The 15,994-nt window shown below is 53.7% G+C and carries 14 protein-coding genes; 8 read left to right on the top strand and 6 right to left on the bottom strand.

The window, feature by feature from the left end; translation table 11 throughout:
* Positions 1–20 precede the first annotated feature (20 nt).
* From RCF31_RS21055 to RCF31_RS21040, 4 genes are all read right to left on the bottom strand, one after another.
* Positions 21–1,493 carry a pyridoxal phosphate-dependent decarboxylase family protein gene (locus tag RCF31_RS21055; protein WP_416413717.1) on the bottom strand — a complete coding sequence of 491 codons (1,473 nt, stop codon included), beginning with the start codon at positions 1,491–1,493 and terminating at the stop codon, positions 21–23.
* A 14-nt stretch (positions 1,494–1,507) separates the two neighbouring features.
* Complete coding sequence (locus tag RCF31_RS21050; protein ID WP_299449969.1) at positions 1,508–2,893, bottom strand: diaminobutyrate--2-oxoglutarate transaminase; 1,386 nt, start codon at positions 2,891–2,893, stop codon at positions 1,508–1,510.
* 212 nt (positions 2,894–3,105) lie between these two features.
* On the bottom strand, positions 3,106–3,888 hold the full coding sequence (locus RCF31_RS21045) for a prepilin peptidase (RefSeq protein ID WP_416413716.1): 783 nt from the start codon (positions 3,886–3,888) through the stop codon (positions 3,106–3,108).
* A 107-nt stretch (positions 3,889–3,995) separates the two neighbouring features.
* Entirely contained in the window at positions 3,996–4,205 is a 210-nt protein-coding gene (locus RCF31_RS21040) for a hypothetical protein (RefSeq protein WP_084880970.1), read from the bottom strand.
* 518 nt (positions 4,206–4,723) lie between these two features.
* Here RCF31_RS21040 and arnB point away from each other — a divergent pair.
* From arnB to RCF31_RS21000, 8 genes are all read left to right on the top strand, one after another.
* Positions 4,724–5,860, top strand: coding sequence for a UDP-4-amino-4-deoxy-L-arabinose aminotransferase (gene arnB, locus RCF31_RS21035; protein WP_416413715.1), 1,137 nt, complete (start codon positions 4,724–4,726; stop codon positions 5,858–5,860).
* A 1-nt stretch (position 5,861) separates the two neighbouring features.
* On the top strand, positions 5,862–6,845 hold the full coding sequence (gene arnC / locus RCF31_RS21030) for an undecaprenyl-phosphate 4-deoxy-4-formamido-L-arabinose transferase (protein ID WP_416413714.1): 984 nt from the start codon (positions 5,862–5,864) through the stop codon (positions 6,843–6,845).
* Positions 6,842–8,824: a bifunctional UDP-4-amino-4-deoxy-L-arabinose formyltransferase/UDP-glucuronic acid oxidase ArnA gene (gene arnA, locus RCF31_RS21025; protein ID WP_299449960.1), complete on the top strand. Its 1,983-nt coding sequence runs from the start codon at positions 6,842–6,844 to the stop codon at positions 8,822–8,824. The genes arnC and arnA overlap by 4 nt, the downstream gene beginning before the upstream one ends.
* Positions 8,821–9,717: a 4-deoxy-4-formamido-L-arabinose-phosphoundecaprenol deformylase gene (arnD, locus tag RCF31_RS21020; protein WP_416413713.1), complete on the top strand. Its 897-nt coding sequence runs from the start codon at positions 8,821–8,823 to the stop codon at positions 9,715–9,717. The genes arnA and arnD overlap by 4 nt, the downstream gene beginning before the upstream one ends.
* A gap of 6 nt (positions 9,718–9,723) precedes the next feature.
* Positions 9,724–11,373, top strand: a complete 1,650-nt coding sequence (gene arnT / locus RCF31_RS21015) for a lipid IV(A) 4-amino-4-deoxy-L-arabinosyltransferase (RefSeq protein ID WP_299449957.1) — start codon at positions 9,724–9,726, stop codon at positions 11,371–11,373.
* Entirely contained in the window at positions 11,370–11,702 is a 333-nt protein-coding gene (gene arnE, locus RCF31_RS21010) for a 4-amino-4-deoxy-L-arabinose-phosphoundecaprenol flippase subunit ArnE (RefSeq protein WP_299449956.1), read from the top strand. Before arnT ends, arnE begins: the two co-directional genes overlap by 4 nt.
* Positions 11,699–12,073: a 4-amino-4-deoxy-L-arabinose-phosphoundecaprenol flippase subunit ArnF gene (arnF, locus tag RCF31_RS21005; RefSeq protein WP_416413712.1), complete on the top strand. Its 375-nt coding sequence runs from the start codon at positions 11,699–11,701 to the stop codon at positions 12,071–12,073. The genes arnE and arnF overlap by 4 nt, the downstream gene beginning before the upstream one ends.
* Positions 12,074–12,199: 126 nt before the next feature.
* Positions 12,200–13,342 (top strand): DSD1 family PLP-dependent enzyme, encoded by a 1,143-nt coding sequence (locus RCF31_RS21000; protein WP_416413711.1) that lies wholly within the window; start codon positions 12,200–12,202, stop codon positions 13,340–13,342.
* Positions 13,343–13,392: 50 nt separating this feature from the next.
* Here RCF31_RS21000 and RCF31_RS20995 read toward each other — a convergent pair whose 3' ends face one another.
* Together RCF31_RS20995 and RCF31_RS20990 are read right to left on the bottom strand one after the other, a co-directional pair.
* Complete coding sequence (locus RCF31_RS20995; RefSeq protein ID WP_416413710.1) at positions 13,393–14,736, bottom strand: MFS transporter; 1,344 nt, start codon at positions 14,734–14,736, stop codon at positions 13,393–13,395.
* A 159-nt stretch (positions 14,737–14,895) separates the two neighbouring features.
* Complete coding sequence (locus RCF31_RS20990) at positions 14,896–15,906, bottom strand: GntR family transcriptional regulator (protein ID WP_084880960.1); 1,011 nt, start codon at positions 15,904–15,906, stop codon at positions 14,896–14,898.
* Between the last annotated feature and the right edge of the window lie 88 nt (positions 15,907–15,994).

Raw genomic sequence — 15,994 nt, 5'->3', positions numbered from 1 at the left:
CTTTTTGTATCACGCAAAAATTATGCGTCCAGCAACTGATCCGCAGTCTTTTCCACCAGCGCCAGCAGGACTTTGACATCCTCAAGCGTAACGGTTGGGTTAAGCAGCGTCAGCTTCAGGCAGGTGATGCCATCCGCTTCGGTTACACCCACGTTGGCGCGGCCAGATTCCAGCAGGGCATCGCCGATACGCTGGTTGAACAGCGCAACTGCCGCATCACCACTGGCAGCCAGCTGCTCAGGACGGAAGCGGAACAGCACGCTTGCCAGTTGCGGCTGCATGACCAGCTCGAAACGTGGCAGGTCAGTAACATATTTTGCCACTTCCTGCGCCAGTGTTACGCCGTGATCAATAATCGCTGCATATTGTTTCTGACCCAGTGCTTCTAGGCCCATCCACAGTTTCAGCGCATCAAAGCGACGCGTGGTTTGCAGTGATTTGGATACCAGATTCGGCACACCTTGCTCTTCGTCGAATTCAGAGTTCAGGTAAGCTGCCTGATAACGCATCAGCTCGTAGTGGCGTTCATCTTTCAGCAGGAACGCACCGCAGCTGATGGTCTGGAAGAACTGCTTGTGGAAGTCGAGAGTAACGGAATCCACCAGCTCCAGGCCATCGAGGTAATCACGATACTTCTCTGACAGTAACAGGGCGCCGCCCCAGGCTGCATCAACGTGCACCCAGATGTTGCGTTCAGCCGCAATACTGGCAATTTCACGCAGTGGGTCAATCGCACCGGCATCGGTGGTGCCTGCGGTGGCTACAATCGCCAGAATCTGTTCACCGTTGGCGTCCGCCAGCGCCAGCTTGGCTTGCAGGTCGTTAACATCCATACGGGCGAAACGATCGGATTTCACCTGAACCACCGACTGGTAGCCATGCCCGAGCAGAGCCATGTTCTTCTGCACCGAGAAGTGGGCATTTTCGGAGCACAGCACTTTGATCTTACGCAGATCACCAGTGACGCCATCCTGCTGCACGGAGTGACCCTGACGCGCATAAAACGCATCACGCGCCAGCATCAGGCCCATCAGGTTGCTCTGGGTACCGCCGCTGGTGAAGACACCCGCATCGCCAGCCGGGTAGCCAACCTGTGCACGCAACCACTCGATCAGTTTGATCTCGATGACGGTCGCTGACGGGCTTTGGTCCCAGGAATCCATACTCTGGTTAGTCGCGTTAATCAGCACTTCTGCCGCCTGGCTAACGACCAGGCTTGGGCAGTGCAGATGCGCCACGCACTGTGGGTGATGCACCGACAGGCTGTCTTTCAGAAAGTATTCAATCGCGCGTTCAATCGCGGCCTGGTTGCCCAGGCCATTCGGATTGAAGTCGAGCTTGATACGCTCGCGCAGTTCGGCAACCGTTTTGCCCTGATACATCTCAGGCTGCTTCAGCCACTGCACAACCGCGGCGCTGCTCTGGGCAATCGCCTGCTGGTACGCTTCAATGCTTTGGGCAGAAGCGGCCAGAATCGGGTTTACTTCAGTCATCTAACTCTTCCGGATCAAACAGGTTTGATGCCTGCGCCCAGAAGCGCCTGCTCAAATTTATCAAGGAAAATCGCCAACTCATCGTTGGTGATCAGCAGCGACGGCAGCAGACGCAGAACCGCACCATGACGACCACCACGTTCCAGAATCAGACCTGCCTCGAAGCATTTTTTCTGCAGCAGGGCAGACAGCTCACCATCAGCCGGGTAAGCACCCATGTGGTCAGCGGCTTCGTTTGGTTTAACGATCTCAATACCGATCATCATGCCCATGCCACGGATATGGCCGATTACCGGGTAACGCTTCTGCATTTCAGCCAGCTGCGCTTTCAGCCATTCGCCCTGTGCGGCAACTTTGCCAGCGATATCCTGTTCTTTCAGGATTTTCAGGGTGGTCAGACCGGTAGCCATTGCCAGCTGGTTGCCACGGAAGGTGCCAGTGTGGTGACCCGGTGACCAGGCGTCGAACTGTTTCTTAATGCCCAGCACCGCCAGTGGCAGACCGCCACCCACAGCTTTTGACATCACGATGATATCCGGCTCAATGCCAGCGTGTTCGAAGGCGAAGAATTTACCGGTACGGGCAAAGCCCGCCTGGACTTCGTCAAGGATCAACAGAATACCGTGTTCCTGGGTGACTTTACGGATACGTTGCAGCCACTCAACCGGTGCCGGGTTCACACCACCTTCACCCTGAACGGCTTCCAGGATCACAGCAGCAGGTTTACGCACGCCGCTTTCAACGTCGTTGATCAGGTTTTCGAAGTAGTAGGTCAGCGCTTTCACGCCAGCTTCACCACCGAGACCCAGCGGGCAACGGTACTGATGCGGATAAGGCATGAACTGGACTTCCGGCATCATGCCGTTAACCGCTTCTTTCGGTGACAGGTTACCGGTTACCGACAGCGCACCGTGGGTCATACCATGGTAACCACCAGAGAAGCTGATCACGCTGCTACGGCCAGTCACTTTCTTAGCCAGTTTCAGTGCAGCTTCAACAGCATCAGCCCCTGAAGGACCGGTGAACTGCAGGCAATATTCTTTACCCTGACCCGGCAGCAGTGACAGCAGGGATTCAGAGAACTGATCTTTTAAGGGAGTCGTCAGATCGAGTGTATGTAACGGCAAGCCGCTGGTAATGACATTTTGAATGCTTTGCAGAACTTCCGGGTGGTTATGACCCAGAGCCAAAGTTCCTGCGCCAGCCAGGCAGTCAAGATATTGTTTATTCTCAACATCGGTAATCCATACGCCATTCGCTTTGGCAATCGCTAAAGGTAATTTGCGCGGGTAACTCCTGACATTCGATTCGAACTCAGCCTGACGGGCTAAGAACTCGTCGTTGTTTCCGTTGAATGAGTTGGCACCAAAATTATCAATACGGACTTTATCCGTCATCATATCTCTCCTACAACCGACGGCGGGAAAAGCGCACCGGTTGGTTAATTGAACAAAAAACTATCAGCTGTGAAAAAAACGCGGCCAATATAGAGCCTTTTACCCTGGGGGGCAATGATTAATTTTGTTTAGAATTGTTTATTACTTCTATATACGAATCAGGGATTTGCTGAAGAAATGGCCGATTATTTTATCATGGATGTATGACGTGCTTATTAAATAATCGAGTTAATAAAAAGACTTATGCCAGCGAGAGATAGCCACGGACCGAAAGCGATGGGGCGAGAAAAACTTCGCTGCCACAAAATTCTGGAAATTAAGCCAAATAAAAGGCCGCCACAACAGGCGATAATAAGCACAATCGATAAAGGCTCCCAGCCCAGCCATGCGCCTAGTGCGGCCAGTAATTTTGCATCTCCCATCCCCAGCGCATCGGTATGGCGCAGCTTTCGATAACCCAATGACAGTAATGCCAGGCTGGTATAGCCCGCTACTGCGCCGGACACGGCGGCGTCCAACGTACCAGGGAGGAGGGCGAAGCAATGCAGGAGTAAACCGCCCCATAATAAAGGCAGGCTAAGTGCATCGGGCAATAAGTAGTCGCGGATATCAATGATCGACAACGTCAGTAGCGTCCAGCTTAATAACAACGCTGCCAAAAGCAGCGGAGTAAACGGCAGTAAGCTGCACATCACCAAGCTTAATAAAGCAGTAATCAGTTCAATCACCGGGTAACGGATGCTGATTGACTGGTGACAATGACGACATTTACCGCGTAACAATAGCCAGCTTAACAAGGGGATATTGTCGTACCAGTACAAAATGTTTTTACAACCGGGGCAATGCGAACGGGAAGGGAAAGGGTCAGGACCTGTGTCCGGATTAAGTAGACGTTGTGGTAATCGGTAAGCAATAACATTAATAACGCTGCCAGCGCACAGTCCAGCGATCAATCCATAGCACCATTCCATGTGCAACTCCTCACCTTGTTTTTTCAACCCTATTCCAGCTGGGCAGCGAAGGCGAGGACAACATCACGCATACAGCAAGTTACATAGAGTTTTCAGATCCGGGTCCGACAATCTTCAGCAAGCAGTGGCCGGGGTCACTGCTGTTGCTTAAACATTTGGATCGCTTCCTGCACATTGCTGGTTTCCAGCTGCATTACGCGCGCATTGTCCAGAAATACATCATAGTGCCCGGCGTTGTAGCGAAACACATAAAGCGCACCGCGGAAGCGCAATCCTTTTGTTTTTACGCCAATATGATGACGACGCAGCGCGGCTTGTGAGAGACGGTCGGTATCGGTTTTCACGGCAACTACCTCCGTGCCTGTGGTTAAGTAAAAGCTAAGTAAATCAGCATAATAGAATTTCCTTAGTTTTCCCTTAAGAACAGTATAGTTAATCTCCTAAACAGTTGTTTTCAGAAACATCACAGCTTCATCAATACCGGTTTAATCGCTAAGCCGCAGCGATGAATCGTCGTGAAACCCCGATGGCACCTCATTTTTTCCCAACAGAAAACAGCGTGATCTGGCTCCGGTTTTTCTACAAAGCTTCAACGTTAGTCTGAAAAGTGACTACATCTGCACTCTATTTAATGTTCCGTTAAGTTTTCCATCGTATTTTGGTCTATAGAGAAACAACCTAATGTCTCTAATGCTTTCAAAATGTGAGAATTATTTGCGAAGTCTAACATGCTGTACTAATTGTTTATCTGGTGAACTCATAGAGATATAGCCCGTTAAACATAACATTTTCATATCATCATTCTGGCTATGTTTTTTACCCTTATGAAGTGAAAGGCATTACACATTAAGGAAGCTAATCCATGTCTTTTCTCCCATTCTCTCGCCCTTCGCTGGGTGAAGAAGAATTAGCAGCGGTTAAAGCGGTGTTTGAATCCGGCTGGATTACCACCGGTCCACAATGTGCCGCCCTGGAGCAAGCCTTTTGCCAATTGACCGGCAACCAGCATGCGATCGCCGTCTGTTCCGCCACAGCAGGTATGCACGTAACCCTGATGGGGCTGGGCATTAAGCCAGGCGACGAAGTTATTACCCCCTCACAGACCTGGGTTTCAACCCTTAACATCATCACCCTGATGGGTGCGACGCCAGTGATGATCGATATTGATCGTGACACACTGATGGTAACGCCTGAGCAGGTTGAAGCGGCTATTACACCCCGCACACGCGCCATTATTCCCGTGCACTACGCCGGTGCCCCAGCCGATATCGATGCGATTCGCGCGATCGGTGAGCGTCACGGCATTACGGTAATTGAAGATGCTGCCCATTCCGCTGGCACCCTTTACAAAGGGCGTCATGTCGGGCATGTCGGTACAGCCATCTTTTCACTTCATGCCATTAAAAATATTACCTGCGCTGAAGGTGGCGTGGTGGTGACGGATGATGCCGACCTTGCAGACCGCATTCGCAGCCTGAAATTTCATGGTTTGGGTGTTGATGCTTACGATCGCCATACCCACGGCCGCAGGCCGCAGGCTGAAGTGATCATGCCTGGCTTTAAATACAATTTGCCCGATATCAGTGCCGCCATTGCGTTGGTACAACTGAAAAAACTGGCTGACATCAATGCCCGTCGCAAAGCCATTGCAGAGCGCTACCTGACTGAACTGGCTGATACGCCGTTCCTGCCGCTGGCATTACCCACATGGTCACATCAGCACGCCTGGCATCTGTTTATTATTCGTGTTGATGAGGCGCGTTGTGGTATCAGCCGTGACGGTTTGATGGAAGCGCTGAAAGCCGTAGATATCGGCACTGGCCTGCATTTCCGTGCCGCCCATACCCACAAATATTATCGCGAGCAGTATCCGCAACTGTCCTTGCCTAATACTGAATGGAACAGCGACCGCATCTGCTCCATTCCGCTGTTCCCTGATATGACTGATGATGATGTTGAGCGGGTCATCAAAGCGCTGCGCACGCTAGCCGGAGTCTGAAATGCTGGAAGAAAAACCGATTCGTAAAGTGTCCGTGGTGATCCCGGTCTACAACGAACAAGAGAGCCTGCCGGAGCTGATACGCCGCACCCACGCTGCCTGCGACACCATTAATCTGGAGTATGAAATCCTGCTGGTCGATGACGGCAGCAGTGACCGTTCCGGGGAAATGATCGCCGATGCTGCCGATATGCCTGGCAGTCACGTAGTTGGCGTGTTGCTCAACCGCAACTATGGTCAACACTCCGCGATTATGGCGGGTTTCAGCCATGTCAGCGGCGATCTGATTATCACCCTGGACGCGGATTTACAGAATCCACCGGAAGAGATCCCGAATCTGGTTGCCGCTGCCCTGCCAGGGTACGACGTGGTAGGCACCGTCCGCCAGAACCGGCAGGACAGCTGGTTTCGCCGCCGGGCATCCCGCACCATTAACCATTTAATTCAACGTGTGACGGGCAAAGCCATGGGTGATTACGGTTGTATGCTGCGCGCGTATCGCCGTCATATCATTGATGCCATGCTGAATTGCCACGAGCGCAGTACCTTTATTCCTATCCTGGCAAACACCTTTGCCCGCCGCACCATTGAGTTACCGGTTAAACATGCTGAACGCGAATTTGGTGATTCCAAATATAGCTTTATGCGTTTGATTAACCTGATGTACGACCTGGTGACCTGTCTGACCACCACGCCGCTGCGTCTGTTGAGTGTGGTGGGCAGCATAATTGCGCTGGCCGGTTTTGCCTTTTCTTTAATTTTGATTGTGTTGCGCTTATTCCTCGGCGCAGCCTGGGCAGGCGATGGCGTTTTTATGCTGTTTGCCGTGCTGTTTATGTTTGTTGGCGCGCAGTTCGTCGGCATGGGACTTCTCGGCGAATATATTGGCCGGATTTACAACGATGTCCGCGCTCGTCCGCGCTATTTTATTCAACGTGTTATCCATCCGCAAAAAGATGCATCTGTACAGGAAATTGAGCAATGAAAACCATCGTCTTCGCCTATCACGACATGGGCTGTGCAGGTATTAATGCCCTGCTGCAATCTGGCTTCGAGATTAGTGCTATCTTCACTCATCCGGACGCGGCTAATGAAAACCACTTCTTTGGTTCGGTTGCTCGTATCGCCGCAGAACAGGGCATCCCGGTCTATGCCCCGGATGATGTCAATCATCCGTTATGGGTTGATCGCATCAAAGCGATGGAGCCGGAAATCATTTTCTCGTTTTACTACCGTAACCTGCTAAACGACGAAATTCTCAACAGCGCCCGTCTCGGTGCTTATAACCTGCACGGTTCTTTGCTGCCGAAATACCGTGGACGTGCGCCACTGAACTGGGTACTGGTCAATGGCGAGAGCGAAACCGGCGTAACCCTGCATCGTATGGTAAAACGCGCCGATGCCGGGGATATCGTGTCTCAGGTTCGTGTTCAGATTGACGAGCAGGACAATGTGCTGACGCTGCATCGCAAGCTGGTGCTGAGCGCCACCCAGCTGCTGGAAAGCGTATTGCCAGCGATGAAACGCGGCGAGATCAACGCCCAACCGCAGGATGAGAGCGAGGCCACGGTGGTTGGTCGCCGCACGCCGGAAGATGGACGTATCGACTGGTCACGTCCTGCGCAGGAAATCAATAACCTGATTCGTGCTGTGACCGATCCCTGGCCTGGCGCTTTTGGTTATGCCGGCACAGTGAAATTTATCGTGTGGAAAGGGCGCGTTCATCCTGCTGCACACGGTGCCAAACCAGGCACCGTATTATCGGTTGAACCTTTCCTGATCGCCTGCGGTGAGGGTGCGCTGGAAGTGATCACCGGACAGAGCGAGAACGGCGTCTATATGAACGGCAGCCAGCTGGCGCAAAGCCTCGGTATGGTGCCGAGTGCGTTGCTCTACTCTAAGCCGGTTGCTGCGGTGAAACGTCGCACACGCGTGCTGATCCTCGGTGTGAATGGTTTCATCGGTAACCACCTGACTGAACGTTTGCTGGAAGATGACAACTTCGAAGTTTACGGCCTGGACATCAGCTCTGATGCGATCAGCCGTTTCCTGGGTCACCCGAGCTTCCATTTTGTTGAGGGTGATATCAGCATTCACTCAGAGTGGATTGAGTATCACATCAAGAAATGTGACGTGGTGCTGCCGCTGGTGGCGATCGCCACGCCAATTGAGTACACCCGCAATCCGCTGCGCGTGTTCGAACTGGATTTTGAAGAAAACCTGAAAATCATCCGTGATTGCGTGAAATACAAAAAACGCATCATTTTCCCGTCCACCTCAGAAGTATACGGCATGTGTACCGATGGTCATTTTGATGAGGATAACTCCAATCTGGTGGTGGGACCGATCAACAAACAGCGCTGGATCTATTCCGTATCCAAACAGCTGCTGGACCGCGTGATCTGGGCCTATGGTGAGAAAGAGGGACTGCGTTTTACCCTGTTCCGTCCGTTTAACTGGATGGGTCCGCGTCTGGATAACCTCAATGCCGCACGTATCGGCAGCTCGCGCGCTATCACCCAGTTAATCCTTAATCTGGTGGAAGGTTCGCCGATCAAACTGATTGACGGCGGCGCGCAGAAACGTTGCTTTACCGATATCCGTGATGGCGTGGAAGCGTTGTTCCGTATTATCGAGAACAAGCAAAATAATTGCGATGGACAGATTATCAATATCGGTAACCCGGATAACGAAGCCAGCATCAAAGAACTGGCCGAGCAGTTGCTGGCGAGCTTTGAACGCCATCCGCTGCGCAGCCAGTTCCCGCCGTTTGCCGGTTTCCGCGAAGTGGAAAGCAGCAGCTACTACGGTAAAGGTTATCAGGACGTTGAACATCGCAAGCCGTCGATCAAAAACGCCCGTCGTCTGCTGGGCTGGAAGCCAGAAGTGCAGATGGATATCACCATCGACAACACCCTCGACTTCTTCCTGCGCACCGTTGAGTTGCAGGCTGAGAAGTCATGAAAAAAGTAGGCTTGCGCGTTGATGTCGATACCTGGCGCGGTACACAACAGGGTGTACCTGCGCTACTGGAACTGTTTAGTCTGCATCAGGTGCAGGCCAGTTTCTTTTTCAGCGTCGGGCCGGACAACATGGGACGCCACTTGTGGCGTCTTATGAAGCCGCGCTTTTTATGGAAAATGCTGCGTTCACGCGCAGCATCGTTGTATGGCTGGGACATTTTGCTGGCCGGTACCGCCTGGCCGGGGAAGCAAATTGGCCGTGGTCTGGAGGAAATCATCAGCGCGACGGCGGATCATCATGAGGTCGGCTTGCACGCCTGGGACCATTTTGCCTGGCAAACCTGGGCAGGGGTGTGGCCGGAGCAGCGATTAGTCGAAGAAATTGCCCGTGGAAAGCAAGCACTGGAAGCGATAATTGGTGACAATGTCACTTGTTCGGCGGTAGCTGGCTGGCGTGCCGATAGCCGGGTTGTCGAAGCAAAACAACAATTTGGCTTTCGTTACAACAGCGATTGTCGTGGTACCCGACCGTTCCTGCCGCGTCTGAGTGACGGTACGCTGGGTACGGTGCAGATTCCGGTGACGTTACCCACCTGGGATGAAGTGGTTGGTCCAAAAGTCAGCGCGATTGATTTTAATGACTACCTGCTTGATCATCTGCGCGAGGCAGGAGATACCGCGGTTTACACTATCCACGCAGAGGTGGAAGGGATTGTCGGACATCAGGCGTTTGCAGAATTACTTACCCGGGCGGAAAAGCTGGGCATTCAATTCTGTCCGCTCAGTGAACTGCTACCTGACGATTTAAGCACGTTGCCAATTGGCAACATCGTGCGCGGACAAATTCCCGGACGCGAAGGCTGGCTCGGCTGCCAGCAAGAACAATACAGGTAACCACGGATGCGTACTGGCACCAAAACGGCTCTGCTTCTGTTTGTATTTGCGCTTTATTACCTTATCCCCATCGAATTCCGCGCCTTATGGCAACCAGATGAAACCCGTTATGCGGAGATCAGCCGGGAAATGCTGGTCAGCGGTAACTGGGTGACGCCGCACTTTTTTGACCTGCGCTATTTCGAAAAACCGATAGCGGGCTACTGGGTGAATAACCTTGGGCAACTGCTATTTGGGCATACGAATTTTGGCGTCCGTGCTGGCTCCATTATCAGCACCACGCTCTCGGCACTGCTGGTGTTCTGGCTTGGCATCCGGTTATTCGCCAACCGAGCGGTGGCATTGAGCGCCAGCATCATTTTCCTCACCTCGCTGCTGGTTTACGGTGTCGGGACCTATGCGGTACTCGATCCGATCCTGACGTTGTGGCTGGTAGCAGCCATGGCGAGTTACTGGCTGGTAGCTCAGGCCAGTGACACGCGGCAGCGGCTCGTCGGCTATGTTTTGCTGGGTGTCGCCTGTGCCATGGGTTTTATGACCAAAGGATTTCTGGCGCTGGCGGTGCCGGTGCTGGCGATTCTGCCCTGGGCCATCGCGCAACGTCGGTTTGGCGAGCTGTTGCGCTTTGGCCCGCTGACTGTGCTGGTCGCGGCGCTGGTCAGTGCCCCCTGGTCACTGGCGATTTATCGTCAGCAAGGTGATTTCTGGCATTACTTTTTCTGGGTTGAACACATCCAGCGTTTTGCTGAATCTGATGCGCAGCATAAAGCACCATTCTGGTATTACCTGCCGGTGCTGCTGGCGGGTTCACTGCCGTGGCTGGGGCTGCTGCCAGGCGCACTGATTCAGGGCTGGCGTCAACGTCGTCAGCAGGCGGGGTTAAGTTACCTGCTGAGCTGGGTGCTGATGCCGCTGCTGTTCTTCAGCATTGCCAAAGGTAAACTGCCAACCTACATTCTTTCGTGCTTTGCGCCACTGGCGCTAATGATGGCGCACTACGCACATAGCATGACGCCGCAGGTGATCAAAGCGCTGAAAGCGAATGCCTGGATCAACATAGTGTTTGGCGGCATCGCGGCCCTGGCACTGGTTGTGGTGCTGGCACCGTGGGGCGTTGCACACCGTCCTCCTTTCAGTGTGACTGAGCATTATAAGCTGTTGCTGGGTGTGCTGGCCTTTGGTGGCTGGGGCCTGGCGGGTGCGTTGAGTCGGCGCAACTGGCAGCTGGCCGCGTTTTGCCCACTGGTACTGGCGCTGGTGATTGGGTTTGCCATCCCGGACAAGGTGCGTGATTCCAAACAACCCCAGAGCTTTATGAATGTGGTTGCCGGGCAGCTGGCCGACAGCCGTTACATTCTGGCTAATGGACCAGGCGTTGCTTCTGCGGTGGCATGGCAAGTGCAGCGTAGCGATATTTTTCTCTACGATCAGCAGGGTGAAGTGGAATACGGCTTGCACTATCCGGATGCACAGCAACGTTATGTATCAGCGGATGCCTTCGCTAACTGGCTGGCCGAGCATCGTCAGCACGGTAAAGTTTCACTGGTGCTGATGATGTCGTCTGTCAATGCTGACCCGGATCCCGGTTTGCCGAAACCTGATTATGTTTATCGCCAGGGGCGACTGGTTTATTACGGGTATAATTCGCTGCCATGAGCCTTTTATTGATCCTGGTGGTTAGCCTGTTGAGCTGCATCGCGCAGCTTTGCCAGAAACAGGCGGCATATATTGGCAGACGTTACGGCAAGGCACGTTTACTGATGTGGATTGCGCTCAGCATGCTGCTGCTGGGCGTGGCCATGCTGATCTGGCTGGCGGTACTGCGCCTGGTTCCGGTTGGGGTGGCCTATCCGATGCTTAGCCTCAACTTTGTGCTGGTCGCCTGCGCCGCCCGTCTGATCTGGCGGGAAACGTTCACCGCGCGTCAGATTTTTGGCACCTTGCTGATTGTGGCAGGCGTGGCGCTGATGGGAAGTCATCTATGAAAGGCTATGGACTGGCGTTATGTAGTGTGGTGCTGGTGTCACTGGCGCAATTGCTGATGCGTAGCGCGATGCTGCAATTTCCGGCCTGGCCGGATGTTTTCACCCCGATACTCTGGCAGCATCCGCAACCGCTGGTATTCCTGTTTATTGGTTTGAGCGCCTATGCACTGTCGATGCTGTGCTGGATGCTTTCTTTGCGTCATCTGGCACTGAGCCGGGTCTATCCATTGCTCAGTATCAGTTATGTGCTGGTTTGGCTGGCGGCGATCTCATTGCCGGTGTTTGGCGAAACCTTCCGCTGGAGCAGTCTGGCTGGCGTCGGATTGATTGTTGCCGGTCTGCTTTGCGTCTCCCTGCCAGGCAAAAAATAATCTCAAGGCGGGCATCGTGGATGCCCGAATGGAATAGACTTTTTGTCTAACTTTATATATTTTGTCATTTCAGGGCCAGGCGCTTGACCTGGTTGCTTCAGCGTACTCATTCCGCAGGAGATGTCCGTGAAATTGACCCCCGACTGGCTTCATCAACTTGAAACGCCTTTTTTACTGATCGACGAAGCGCGTTATCAGCGCAATATTGATCGGTTATATCAGCGTGTCACCAACCTTGGCAGCGTAGTCCGCCCGCATCTGAAAACGCTGCGCTCGGTGGCTGCCGCCACTTATCTCCTGAAGGATCATGAACATCCAGCAACTGTATCCACCCTGGCAGAAGCTGAGGGTTTTGCGGCGGCGGGGTATCGCAATCTGTTGTATGCGGTTGGTATCGCGCCGCATAAACTGCCGCGCGTGGCGCGCCTGATGCAGCAGGGCGTGGATCTGCATATCCTGCTGGATACGCCCGCACAGGCGCAGGCGGTGACGGAGTTCGCCCGCCAGCATGACGTCATTTTTTCAGTTTTTATCGAAATCGACTGCGATGGTCACCGTGGTGGCATTCCTCCAGAGAGCGAGGTGTTGTTGCAAATAGCACAGCAGCTGGAAGGCAAGGGCGCGGTGGTGCGTGGACTGCTGGCCCATGCCGGTGAATCCTACAACTGTCGTAGTGAAGAGGCGATTCGTGCGGCTGCGCGTAATGAGTGCGACGCCATTCGTCTCGCCGCGCGCCGGGTTCGCGATACGGGCATTGCCTGTCCGATTCTCAGCGTCGGCGCAACGCCCACCGCGCATTACGCTGAAGAACTTGAGGGCATCAGCGAAGTGCGCGCCGGTGTGTTTACCACTTTTGATTTGGTTATGCATAACGTCGGCGTCTGCCAAAAGCAGGACATTGCTCTGTCGGTGGTGAGCACGGTGATTGGTCACAACGCTGAGAAAAACTGGGTCTTTGTCGATGCCGGTTGGATGGCGATGTCGCGCGATCGTGGCACCGCAGCGGGCCCGGTGGATTATGGTTACGGGCTGGTGTGTGATATGCAGGGAAACCCTTTAGATGTCTGCCTCAGCACCACCAATCAGGAACACGGCATCATCGCCTTACCAGCAAGGGGGAGCCTGAGCGTGCAGGACTTCCCGGTGGGTTCACGCGTGCGTATTTTGCCGGATCACGCCTGTGCCACTGCCGCCATGCATCAGCAATATCAGGTGTTACAGGCGGAAAATGACCAGCCGTTAAGCTGGTCGCGTATTATCGGTTGGTAATTATGTGACGTTGTCACGATGGCGGTGCCTGCCGTGCCGCCCTGACAACATCAATGTTGCTGCCACTCCTGATATTCTCCATTGCGCCGACCGGGTGCGGTTTCTGGCAGTCGCAGCAGGCCAATCACGGAAATCACCCCAAGCACCGCCACATAAATCGCCAGACCATACCAGTGTCCACCGGTTGCCTGCAGAATCTTCACCGCCACCAGCCCCAGCACGCCGCTGCCGATCAAAGAACCGACCTGCCAGATCACCGCGATGCCGCTACAGCGAATGTGTGTGGGAAACAGTTCCGGGAACCAGGAGGCCTGCGGGGCGTAACACATGCTATGGCCCAGCGTCAGCGCCACAATCATGGCGATTTGCGTCAGCCAGTAACTGTTTTGTGACAGTGCGAGGAAGAACGGCACGATAGATAACACGATGAGCAACGCACCAATCATATACACCGGTTTGCGGCCGATTTTATCGGACAACGCTCCCATCAGCGGGATCGAGAACACTTCCAGAATCACCGCAACGATCATGCTATTCATCAGGATACCGGCATCGATCTGGTTGGCTTTACCCCATGCGAGGATGATCACCGTGAACAGGGCGAAAGCACAGGCTTCGATCAATTTGGCCGCCACGCCGTTGATCACCAGGCGCGGATTTCCCTGAATCACTTCTTTCAGTGGGCGTGACTCTGCTGCTTTAGTGGCACGAATGGCGGCAAAGACCGGCGATTCATCAATGCGCAGGCGAATAAATAACCCTACGATCACCAGCAGCGCGCTTAACAGAAAAGGTACCCGCCAGCCCCAGTCCATCATCTGATCGGCAGATAACGTAGCGTTAAGGATGGCAAACAACGCCAGCGGCAGCAGAAAGCCGACTGGTGCGCCAATCTGCACCCAGCTGGCAAAGAAACCCCGGCGTGAAGATTGTGAATATTCTGCCGTCATCAATACGGCCCCGGCCTGTTCACCACCCACGCCAAATCCCTGCAACAGACGAATCAGAATCAGCAACGCTGGTGCCCATAGGCCAATTTTTTCGTAGGTTGGCAGCAGCCCGATACAGAAAGTCCCCAGGCCGACGATCAGAATAGTCGCCACCAGCGCTTTTTTACGACCAACTTTATCGCCGATATGACCAAACACGATGCCGCCAATCGGACGCGCCAGAAAACCTACCGCATAAGTGGCGAAAGCGGCGAGAGTACTGACGAGGGGATCGTGGCTGGGGAAAAACAGATGGCCGAAAAACAGTACCGCAGCAGTACCGTAAGCGAAGAAATCGTAATATTCCGCCGCAGTGCCTATGGCTGATGCCCCGGCAACCCGTTTAATTAATGAGGTATCTGTTGTCTGAGAAGCCTGGGTCGAAGTTACAGCAGAGGAAGACATAATTATTACCTGCAGGTGAGTTTTGTTCTACTACCATACAAGAATAGTTATGCGCTCTGATGAGAAAACGATCACATCTTAAGTAAAAACAGCCCAATATCGCACCAGGTTGTAGCGGCACAATTTATTGCGCTATTGGGCCGTCAAAAATGGATATTTTCAACGACGCTCCATAAATGACGGCAGAGCAGGGACCGGCAGCACCGAGAGAACCTTCAGGCGTTGCAGGGTACGTACCTGCGCCCGTTCAAGATGGTCGCGCAGACAAGCCGCGGCCAGCTCCCAGTTGCCTTTCAGCAACATTTCGTACACCAGGCTGTGCTCCTCCAGCATCGCGGTTTCCACCGGGATGGCGAGTAAATCATAAAAGATACGGGTGACAATAAAGGGGGATTGATTCTGTCGTAGAATCTGCATCATCAGCTTATTGCCTGCCGGTTCGAGGCAGCGCACGTGCAGATCTTCCTCCAGCAATTCCAGCTCGGCGGCTGTCAATTGTTTGCCTTTGAATTTCTGCGCTTTTTCCAGTGATGCCGTCAGCCAATCCACCGCCAGATGACGGCCTGCTTTGCGCAACGCCGTAGGTTCAAGGCTGGCGCGAATTTCAAAATGGTCGGCAATTTCACGCGCGGTCAGCGGACCGGTCAGCCACTGGGAATAGGGCTCTTTTTCCACCAGGCCTTTATCACGCAGACGCATCAGGCTTTCGCGGATCACCGCGCGGCTGATGTTGTAATGCTGCGCCGCTTGCTGTTCATCCACCTGATAACAACCAAACACCATGGCGGTGGAAAGCACGACCTGGAGGTTCTCCAGCACTTTCTCCCCGGTACTGCGGGTATCCACCAGCGCTTCCTGCTCATCCAGCCCGAGTAATTCGCGCGTCAGGGCGATGCGCAGCGGTTCCACTTCCTGCGCTTCCTTCGCCACGATAAAGCCACGGCCTTCGAAACGGGCAATCAGCCCCTCATCATGTAACAAACTCAGCGCACGGCGAACCGGCACGCGGCTGGTGCCAAACAGCTGCGCCAGCGGGCCTTCCAGTAATACCAGGCCTTGCGGCACGCGTTTCTGCTTCAGCACGGTATATAAAAGCTGGCGAATAACTTCATAGCGCGCAGAGGCAGTTTCTTCTGTCGCTGCCGGGGAGCTTTTTGTCCGCATTGTCATTTCATCGGTCCTGTTTTCATCGCGCTACATTATCACATCCTGACGGGCTGCAAAGCCGCGAGCGCTGAGGCACAGTTCTGGTGCAATC

This window comes from Pantoea sp. App145 (assembly GCF_047947045.1).
Lineage (GTDB): Bacteria > Pseudomonadota > Gammaproteobacteria > Enterobacterales > Enterobacteriaceae > Pantoea.
The sequence above is the reverse complement of the archived record's forward strand: the minus strand, read 5'-3'. Positions and strand labels throughout refer to the sequence as shown.